Annotated in this window: 6 protein-coding genes; all 6 read right to left on the bottom strand. The window is 43.6% G+C overall.

What is annotated here, in order from left to right:
* Positions 1-290: 290 nt before the first annotated feature.
* Positions 291-1,277: a Wzz/FepE/Etk N-terminal domain-containing protein gene (locus HW45_RS04230; RefSeq protein WP_038225094.1), complete on the bottom strand. Its 987-nt coding sequence runs from the start codon at positions 1,275-1,277 to the stop codon at positions 291-293.
* A gap of 19 nt (positions 1,278-1,296) precedes the next feature.
* The gene (locus tag HW45_RS04225; RefSeq protein WP_038225093.1) at positions 1,297-4,059 is read right to left on the bottom strand and encodes an SLBB domain-containing protein; all 2,763 of its coding nucleotides are present in this window, start codon (positions 4,057-4,059) and stop codon (positions 1,297-1,299) included.
* 54 nt (positions 4,060-4,113) lie between these two features.
* Positions 4,114-4,632 (bottom strand): outer membrane beta-barrel protein, encoded by a 519-nt coding sequence (locus tag HW45_RS04220; RefSeq protein WP_051867760.1) that lies wholly within the window; start codon positions 4,630-4,632, stop codon positions 4,114-4,116.
* A gap of 490 nt (positions 4,633-5,122) precedes the next feature.
* Positions 5,123-7,279, bottom strand: a complete 2,157-nt coding sequence (locus HW45_RS04215; protein ID WP_038225092.1) for a polysaccharide biosynthesis tyrosine autokinase — start codon at positions 7,277-7,279, stop codon at positions 5,123-5,125.
* A 96-nt stretch (positions 7,280-7,375) separates the two neighbouring features.
* Complete coding sequence (locus HW45_RS04210) at positions 7,376-7,819, bottom strand: arsenate reductase/protein-tyrosine-phosphatase family protein (RefSeq protein WP_038225090.1); 444 nt, start codon at positions 7,817-7,819, stop codon at positions 7,376-7,378.
* A gap of 57 nt (positions 7,820-7,876) precedes the next feature.
* The gene (locus HW45_RS04205) at positions 7,877-8,995 is read right to left on the bottom strand and encodes a polysaccharide export protein (protein ID WP_038225089.1); all 1,119 of its coding nucleotides are present in this window, start codon (positions 8,993-8,995) and stop codon (positions 7,877-7,879) included.
* Between the last annotated feature and the right edge of the window lie 345 nt (positions 8,996-9,340).

Below are 9,340 nucleotides of genomic sequence, written 5' to 3'. Positions count from 1 at the left end.
CTTTTCATGTTTCGATTCTTTTTGTTGTCACAAAATTCCTTTTTGCATCAACTTATATAACTTTATGTTAACCTCAGAAAACCTATTCCAGTGACACTTTTTATCCAAAAAGAGACACTCTAAACCGAAGTCCCCTTAGTAAATCAATGATTAGACTACTTTTGACAAATACGACCCAATAGTCCTTTTTAAAAATACACTATTGCCTAAACATTCTCTTTTTGAGTCTCATATTCGTAAGGATGACAGAGAAGTTCGGAGGGAAAAAACATGGTCAAGGCTTGAAATCTCTATGTTTGTGGTTCTAGGCTTTCATCATCTTCTTTTCTAGATGCGAAACGAACTAGTACAATCACGACACCCAACATACCACCAAGCAAGGCACCAAGTACACAAATCAAGGCTCGTTTAGGTCCCGCTTTCAACTCAGGCACCACAGCCGGATCTACTACCTTGAAAATGAATTCTTCTTGCACTTCAGCCAGCATCAAACTCTTAGTCTGCTCTTCCACAATCTGATAAAACGCACTTTGCATTTCGGCTATCGACGTTTTGTTTAGCTGTTCCGCAAGGTAGTCTAAGTTTTGGGTGCTTTCTGCTATCACGCGCTCTCGCATTACTTTGTTAATATCTTCAACTAGCCAGGTCGTCCACTGCTGTGCTAAGAACGGAGAAAAGTGCTCAATGCTTACTGTGTAAAGTCCACTCTCTTTGTCCTGGCTTACGCTGAATATCTTACTGATAAACACTTTATACGCTTCTTGCGCGGTTGGCTCAGCCCCGCGTAATCCTTTAGGTTCGCGCAGCCAGCTACCAGTGGACTCATCATATATTTCATCGTTTAAAACTAAAGTATTGCTATTGGCATCCCAATCTTTCGCCGCCATTATTGGAACCAAAAGGTCGTGCTCTTGAATAAAATGCTCCACAAACTGACGAGATTTCATCACTTGCACAGCGAGGTCCGTTTGGCTACTTTCACCACCACCCAGGTTTACCCCCGCCAGCGCGGCCAAGCCTCCTAACTGCCCAGCCATTTTTGCAAGCCCACCTTGCCCCGAGCTTTCCGCTGGAGCTAAAAGAGTATCGGCCTTATAGGTATTAGGCTGACTTATTGCATATACTACCGCTCCTACAGCAAACACAAATGTTGTTGCAACGATGATCCATTTCCCCTTCCATAGCGCAAAAAAAAGCTCTTTAAGGTCAATTTCATCATCCTGGTTTTGCTGGGCAAACTGCGGTGGCAATTGGTTCGGATAATTGTTTTGATTCATACTCTATTCTCCGAACCTATTACTTGTTAATAGCATTAACTGCTACACCAATTTGATACAGGATCTGCGTAGCCGCAGTCCAAGTGCTAAGCGCATCACGGTAATCAGTATCAATAGGCACCACAATCGTGTCACCTGGTTTTAGCTCTTCATTGCGATTTCCAAACCAGTAACCTGAATTGGGTTTGTAAACAGAACCATCAGCACGTACAACAAAAATGCGGTCTTCATCCGCTTGCTTTTTAATGCCACCGGCTTTGTTTAGATAGTCTTTAACTTTCAGCTTGTTATCTAACAAATATGTGATAGACACCTGTACTTCACCCATGATTGAGACGGTATTACGGAAGGTTGGTACAAATAAGAAGTCACCATCTTCTAGCATAAAGTCAGCGGCTTGATTACCTTCAGTGATTTCATCGAGTTGAACCACCATTCGGCCAAGCGCTTTGCTCTTGCTGGCTTCTTCTACAAACGCCAATGTCTTGTCTGGATCTGAGATAGTCGAACCTAAGTTGTTATCAACACGGAAGGTTTTCTTCGCTGTCTCTTTACGAATATCTGCGGCGTATTCGTTAAGCTGCTTTTCTTCCTGTAGACGAAGCGCTTCACGAGTGAAAATCGCACCTTGTGGGTGAGCAAATTTCGTTAAGCCCCCTGCACGTTCGATAAGCTCGCTCATGGTCTCACCCTGTCGCACCGTATATGTACCAGGGAACTTTACTTCGCCTTGTAGCGTTACGGAACGATGCATATTCGCATTAGGTTGCTCAAGGACATTCAAGCGGTCACGTGGGCCAATGATAGCGTTTTCATTTACATCACCAAGCAATGCGTTACCCAGGTTAATACGGGAAATATCCAATACTGGACGCTGGTCTTTTTGGTCAACAACCGTACGAGATAGTTCGGCATTCATAATATAAGCATCTGGTGTTAATCCACCCGCAGCTGCGACCAAATCTTTTACAGTATTATTGTTAGTAATTGGGTAATTCCCTGGGTGTTTCACTTCCCCGCCCACTTCAGCAATCATAGGTGGATGACCATAAACCGCTTGTTGGCGAAGCTGCATCAATACCGGCGCGAGCAAGGATTGACGAGTAGAACGCTTCACCATGTCAATCTGTTCTTGGGTGATTTCTTGACCTTGATAGATGAGTTTGACCTGTTGATTGTCAAGTTGCTCACCACCTTTCAAAGCATTTTGTTGATCTTTCAACTCTTGTTCAAAGCTTTGCAGCTGAGCTTGCTCAAAAGTCTTTGCTGTAACGGTTTTTTCGCCTAGCTGCGACAATGAATCTAACTCTTCAAGATTAAAACGGTTAAACACTAATATACGGTCACGAGAATTTAGTAACATATTGTCTTTGCTACTTGGTGCCATAATTGCGTTAGCGAGGTCTATTTGATAAACACGGACATCACGTTGAGGATTAATTTCTCGTACAACAATGGCATAGTGCACATCTGCGGTTGAATTAAACGCGGTATCTACGCTAGAGAAAATGTGCGAGATTTTAGTGCCGCTTTTCCACTGGTAGTAACCCGGATGCAGTACGTCACCTTCCAATTGTACGTAATTCTTTAACTCATCACTACGCTTGCCAACGCTTACTTGGTCACCACTCTTGGCTTTAGTATTTAAACCTGCATTAGTATTAAGTGCGAGTGTTAGTACTTCACGTATACCATTTTTTGCAGAGCGTTTTACTTGGACTTGATCTGCGTAGGCGTTCGCCGTCAACCCTGCCGCCATATTCAGGATATGAGCGTAGCTTTCGCCTGGTTTGATTTCGTAAATGGCAGGGCGATTAACTTCGCCTTCTATAGAAACAGTTTGTTTTACTGGACCAATAAAAACCACATCACCCGGCATTAAGCGCAAATCGTTGCGGGTATCACCTTTTAGTAACAAGTCATACATATCCAAACGACGGATTAACTTACCATTTCGTTTTAACTGAATATCACGCAGTGCACCACTTTCGCTGAAACCACCACTATAGTATATCGCTTGAGAAATGGTTGTCAGTCCGCTTACGGTATATGCACCCGGCTTATAGGCATCACCCATCACGAATATCTGCATGGTACGCAGTTCACCCATAGTGACATCGCTACGTACCCCAATCATCTGTTCACGTACGCGTTGTTGTAACGATTCACGGACATTAGAGAAGCTCATTCCGCCAACTTGAATTGGCCCTAATGTTGGGAAATTTACCACACCTTCACGATTTACACGTAGTCGGTGAGTTTGGTTCTCTTTACCGAACAGCTGAATAACAATTTCATCACCTGGGCCAACTTGATACTCCGCAGGCACTGGCACATCACTTATCGGTGCAAATGTCGAAGGCGATGACGCAAACAGATTAATACCAAAACGTTGCAAAGGAGTATTTTGTTTGGCTTTTGGGGGATTTGGGTTTGGAATAAATTGACCGTCAGCTCCTTGAATAAAGGTTTGCTCAACAAATTGACCATCGGGCCCTTTAATATAAGTTGCTTGAGGTGATTGTGCAGAGCTTTGTGTACCTTGAATTCCTTGCGCACCACGTTCATTCATCAACTGCGGATTTTGGTATTGTTCAGTCGTTCCGCTACTACTTGGCAGAGTTATTCCATATTGCGCTGCTAATGCTTGCTGTTGGCTAGCTGGCAAACTTTTGAACATTTCCATCTGCTGTGGTGTTGGCGTTTGAGCGTTTACTGGCATAGTAAATGCTGCTGTCATACAGACACTGGCAGCCAGCCACTGTTTTAATTTCGTTCTCATTGATTCATTCTCTTAGCGTGTTCCATTGTGACTTAGGTTTGTTTTCCTCACTTTCTAGAAGCGGTACTGAAACCCAAGACTTAACCCGTTTAAGCGAGCTTTATCGCTATTTAAATTGTTGAGAAACTCAAACGTGACGGCAGTGTAACTACTTAACGCATAGTGCATACCGAGACCAAAACTCATCCCACTGTCAGAGCCAGAACCTACGTCTTGCTGGTCAATGGTTACTGATGAATAGCCTAGCAAACCATACATTGAAAGCTGGTCAGTCACCGGGACATTGCCTTTTAATAACGCAGACGCTGTATGGTCAACATTAAGACCACCAGAGCGTTGAATCGAAGTGCCATAACGGCCTTCAACCGCAAAATAATCAGTGAAGAAGTAGCCAAGCTGCGCTTGAACTAGCAGCGGAGAGGCATCTGCTGTACCACTTGATGGTGTGTGTTGATATTCAGCACCAGCGTATGTTACAGCGGCACCCGCGTATAGATCAGCAAATGCCGATTGAGAGCAAAGCACGCTACCCAATATGGCTGTTGCGATAGTCAATTTGGTTCTTTGGATCAAGGTGATGTTCCCTAAGCGTGGATATGGTCCGGATAATGGATGCAAAGCTTAGGACAAATGTTCGAGATGAATAAAAGGAAGTGTTGTACCGGTAGATATTATAAGATGAGCAGGGTAAAGCAGTGTCAGTTTGAGGGGTAACACCGTACACAAGACGTGCATTTCTTTAGCCGCAGCTGCGCATACAACCTAGCCTTCCATTTTTTTCGTGCCTCTCTGTGCACGTTTATCCTTCAATTGTAGTTTTTGAGCACGCTACCGCCCTTTGGTATAGCGTAAACCACATTGCGCATTTGCCAGCTTTACATATTTAGACTGCCTGAATTACAGACGTTTAAGCCGTCGCCTGTATTACTTTGATGACAATCTTCGTCGTATTCTTCTGTCTGTAAATAACAGCGAACTTTATTATCCACATATCACATAGGTGAGCAAGTTGGATTCTGTGAGAGTGTGTAAAGGATCTTAGCTTACTTATCACTCTCGCAGGTTATTCATAAGAATACTGATAATACCCATACCCATTGGATGCTTTCTTCTCTATAGCATTGAGAATCACCCCTTTGACCTCAATGCCAGATTTATTGAAACGGTCTCTCGCTATCTCTATCTCTTTTAACGAGTTTTGACCGAAGCGCGCCACCATTAAGGTCGTCCCTGCTTGAGCCCCTACAATACTAGGATCTGTTACAGCTAGAACAGGCGGCGTATCCACGAGAACCAAATCGTATTGCTCACTCGCCCATTCTAACAATTTACTAAAACGTTGATGCATTAGAAGCTCCGAAGGATTTGGCGGCACCATCCCACGTGTAATCACTTCTAGTCCCTTGATTCCGCTAGGCTTAATCGCGTTTTGAATCGAGAGCTTATCTGCCAATAGATCAGACAAACCATTATCCCACTGTAAATTAAAACTTTTTTGCAAATAGCCTTTTCGCATATCGGCATCTATCAATAACACTTTTTGCCCTGTCGTTGCCGCAACGGCAGCAAAGTTGGTAGCAATAAAGGACTTACCCACACCAGGCGCTGGTCCTGAAATCATAACAATGTTATTTTTTGCCTCCATCATGGCAAAATGAAGGCTAGTGCGTAGGCCTCGCAATGCCTCAATCGATAAATCAGCTGGGTTTTCTTTTGCTAGTAAGCCCTGACTTTCTATGGGCTTTTTGGCTCTTAGCGCTTTTTTACTCGATTTTGCAAAAGACAGCTGCAAATCGGACTTAGGAACACTGGTATACACCGATAGACCTATTGATTCAATCTCCTCAGCACTTTCTACACCCTGATGAAAAGCCGCTTTAACCAAGACCACCGCGACACTCAACATACCACCGAGTAGCGTCGCTAAAACGACAATCAAAGATTTCTTCGGTTTTACTGGATGCATAAACACTTGAGCTGTGTCTAGGATACGCACATTGCCCACGGCGCTTGCTTTCATAATGCTGAGTTCTTGCACTTTGTTAAGCAGTTGGATGTAGATCTGCTGATTCACTTCCACATCCCGTGTCATACGCAGCACTTCACGCTGAGTTTTAGGCAATTTTTGAATATCTTGATTTAGCCTCTCGCGCTCGTGCAATAAGGTTTGCCGTTTATCAAGTAACGATTTGTATGAAGGATGATCTTTAGTAAAACGCTGGCTGATGTCACTCTCTTTAAATGTGAGTTCATTCAGTTGTGCTTCTAAGTCCACAATCACCTTTAACGCCGATTGTGCTTCTAACCCTAAATCAACCGATTCATTTTGCTGTCTGAAACGATTTAACTTATCTTCAGAGTCATTCAATGTTGCTTTGATCTGAGGAAGGTTCTTTTGCAGAAATACCAAACTCTTCTCCGCCTCAGCTGATTGACGAGCAACGTTCTGCAAGAAGTAGTTTTGGCTAATATCGTCCAGTATGGCTTTAATTTGTGTTTTATCTTCACCTTCAAAGGTCAGTTGAAGGATACCGGTTTGTTTACTGCGTTCACTGATAGATAAGGTTTGTTGCAGCCATTGTATGGCTTCCAATCGAGAACGCTTACTCAACATAAACTGGCTGCCCTGTTCAGCATCAATATGGCGTACAAAAAGCTGCCAATCGCCATTTTCAGCGAGCTCTCCAGTGCGACCAACCAAAACCAACTTACCGTCTTCTGTAGTCACTTGATAGCTTTCGGCTTTATCATCTTTTACGATAAGCGTTAAAGACACAGGGTCTAGGTATTCCGGTCTTTCAAAACGTGCAATATCTATAGATAGCTGTTCGCCTTGTAGTCGATTCAAACCTTTGCCGATTACTGGCAGTGTTTTTGGTACAGCAATCGTAGTTAGGTTGAGCTTATCCACCGTCTCACCCAGCACCATGCGAGAGTTAATAATCTCTATCTCTGTACTCGCAGACGATTCCTGAGAAAAGATATCTCCTAATCCATCGCTGATTAACGTCGATACCCCAGAATTTTTGCTTTCAACTTGAATTAACGCATCCGCTTTATAGATAGGCGTCGCCATTAGTGCATAGACTACGCCCAAGGCAGCAAACAAAAACGTAATACCAACGATGACCCATTTGGCATCGAGTAACATACCAAAAAGTCGGCTCAGATCGATTTCATCACTGGCTGTATCGTAAGCTTTTTTAGTGTCGGTCAGCATTGGGTCATGTCCTAAAGTCCCGGCATTTAGGTTTTGGGGACAGCAAATAAAAAGTTGTTAATGAATGCGTTTACTAGAAAGTGACGCTACTTTTAGTTATCCGAGCTTCTTTGCCCACTCGCTCGCCGCTTTATCAATTAACTGATAAACATGCTCAAAAGCTTCTTGGCTTTGACGGTATGGGTCGGGAATTTCAATACCACCTAACCATTGACCGAATAACATCGTTTTGCCACGAGCTTCCGGAGCAATTTGTGAAATCGCATCAATGTGCTTTTTTTCCATAGCGAGAATCAGGTCACTACCTCGACATAGCTCTGGGGTCAGTTGCTGAGATTGATGTCCATTGAGGTCCAACTGATAGCGTGAAGCAATTTGTAGTGCCATATCATCGGCCTCTTTACCAATCAATCGGCTCTTTTCTGCTGCAATACCTGCTGAGGTAATGTTCTTGGCTGGTAGAATTCGCTTTAGCGCACGCTCTCCCGTTGGAGAACGACAAATGTTGCCAACACATACAATAAGAATATTGTTAAACATAAAACCTCCACACCACTTTAAAAACACAATCCAGGTTGATTAACACAGCCGAGCTCATTAATTACCCCACGCTCGATATGAGTTTCCAGCATCAGCGATATTCTTAATACCCGTTAACGTAGGCAAGAGCTGAGTCATTAAACGGTTCCAACGTGAAATAGGCTGCGCAGTCACATAAACCACATCGTAAGGCTGTAAACCAAACTCGGTGCCCACGACCAATGCTGTCGCATCTTTTATATTGAGCTGATAGATATCCGCTACCTGATCTTGTTGTTGACTGCTGCGGATAACAAAGACACCAGACGCATCAGCTGCCACTTCATTGATGCCACCAACAGAACTTAATGCTTCAGTTAAACTCATCCCAGCGCGGTCAATTTTCAGCATCTGCGGAGAAGAGACTTCGCCTAACACAAAGATCTTTTGATCATCATTACGTGGCACATGAACGATATCGCCTGATTGCAACAGTTGGTTTTGAGTTAAGTCACCACGCTGCATCAAAGCATAGAGAGAAATATGTTGCTCAGTGCCATTTCGCGTTAAGGTCACGTTGCGCCAATCGGCATCGGTAGCTAATCCACCAGCACGATTAACGGCATCAAGGAGTGTTAGTGGAATATTAGTGATAGGCTGCTGACCCGGTTTATCGACTTCGCCGGTTATATAGGCTTTCTGGGAACGAAACGCGGCAATATTGACATCGACCTGAGGACTTTCGATATATTTGGCGAGCCGATGGGCGATATCGACTCGAATTTCAGTCACCGTTTTTCCAGCGACGTGAACTTTACCAATATATGGATAGAAAATGGTGCCATCAGCGTGTACCCAGTTGCCAGCCTCCTCTGAGCTTCGATAAGAGCCCGCAGGAATCGTTAACTCAGGGTGATCCCAAATCGTGATGTTCAGTACGTCACCCGTGCCTACCTTGTATTCATAGCGAGCGATCGCCATATCAAGTGTCGGGTTAGCCGCAGCTTGCGGGGCTACTGTTTTAAATTCGGCCACAGTTTGTGCCGTTAATGGATAAATAGAGACCTGTTGTTCAAGTGGCTTTGATTCATCGACTGCTTCATGAGCCTTATCACCAGTAGGAAGATGACTACCTGGTAGACTACAGCCACTTAACCCTACTACGACCAACATCGTTGCTAACTTTTTCTTATTCATTATTTTTTGCAGCCTTTACCGGTCTCTAAATCCAATTCTAACCATTAAGGTTACCGAGTCATGCCACGCTACCGCCATCATTGATGCCTTATAATTCAATGCATTAATGCGAAGCCGAGCGCTCATAGACATATTTTGGACAAAAGAAGTCCGCCCACTGCATGTTGCAGCGAGAAAATTCATTGCTTGTTTTTGTTACATATTGATTGAAGTAAGCATCACAAAAACGACATAAGCATCAAAACTCAATACATATAATTACAGTGATACAAAACACATATTAATTGAGAGGCGTAATTTACACCTTTTTACTTAAAATCACATAAAAGTAACTATTCACCCGCG

This window comes from Vibrio sp. ER1A, from assembly GCF_000733315.1.
Lineage (GTDB): Bacteria > Pseudomonadota > Gammaproteobacteria > Enterobacterales > Vibrionaceae > Vibrio > Vibrio mediterranei.
This window is presented reverse-complemented; position numbering and strand designations above follow the sequence as displayed.